The organism is Kitasatospora sp. NPDC059327 (genome assembly GCF_042752535.1).
Taxonomy (GTDB): Bacteria; Actinomycetota; Actinomycetes; order Streptomycetales; family Streptomycetaceae; genus Kitasatospora.
Window position 1 is genome coordinate 1 of the sequence record NZ_JBHYYB010000244.1, and the last position, 915, is coordinate 915.

Annotated in this window: 1 protein-coding gene; it reads left to right on the forward strand. The window is 71.6% G+C overall.

Annotated elements, in window-relative coordinates:
* Positions 1-139 precede the first annotated feature (139 nt).
* On the forward strand, positions 140-915 hold a 776-nt coding region (locus tag ACFXHB_RS44735), incomplete at its 3' end, for an IS701 family transposase (RefSeq protein WP_380582976.1).

Sequence of the window (915 nt, forward strand, 5' to 3'; positions counted from 1 at the left end):
CTGGATCTGGGGCAGACCGCCCCCACCGACCCGTCAATGCCGACGGCGATTTGTTTACCGCCTTTGAGGAATCCAGCACTAGTAGTACTTCGTTAGGTTGATTTGATCTCGGTGGACGTGGCGGTGCATGCTGCGGTCTGTGGATCTTGGTGAGGTGGAGAAGCTTCGTGGAGATCTCGGTGACTTCGTGGCCGAGGTCTTCGCGCCCCTGGCGCGCAAGGATCAGCGCCGGCAGGGGGATTGCTATCTGCGCGGGCTGATGCTGGACGGGCGGCGCAAGTCGATCCAGCCGATGGCCGAGCGGCTGCCGGACGGGAACATGCAGGCCCTGCAGCAGTTCGTCAGCCAGTCGCCGTGGGACCACACGCCGGTGCTGCGGCAGATCGCGCGGAAGATGACAGCCGCGCTCGCGCCGGAGGCGTGGGTGATCGACGACACCTCGTTCCCGAAGGCCGGCGACCAGTCGGTGGCGACGTCCCGGCAGTACTGCGGGGCTCTGGGTAAACGCTCGCTCCGCCAGGTCGGGGTGAGCGTCCACGCCGTCACCGATCAGGCCTCCAGCCCGTTGTCCTGGCGGTTGTTCGTGCCGCCGGAGTGGGGCGACCGTGACGATGTCCGCCGCCGTCGAACCGGCCTGCCACCGGAGGTCGGGCATGTCGAGAAGTGGCGCCTGGCGATCGACACGCTCGACGAGCTGACCGCCTGGGGACTCGATCCCCAGGTCGTGGTCGCCGACGCCGGATACGGCCAGTCCGCCGCCTTCCGCCATGCCCTGCGCTCCCGGGACCTGGACTACGTCGTGGCGGGGGGGGGGGGGGCCGCGCCACGCGGCCGGCCCCCCCCCCCCCCCCCCCCCCGGGGCGCGGGGGCCCGCGCGGGGGGCGGGGGGGGCCGCGCGCCCCGCGCGCCGCCCGC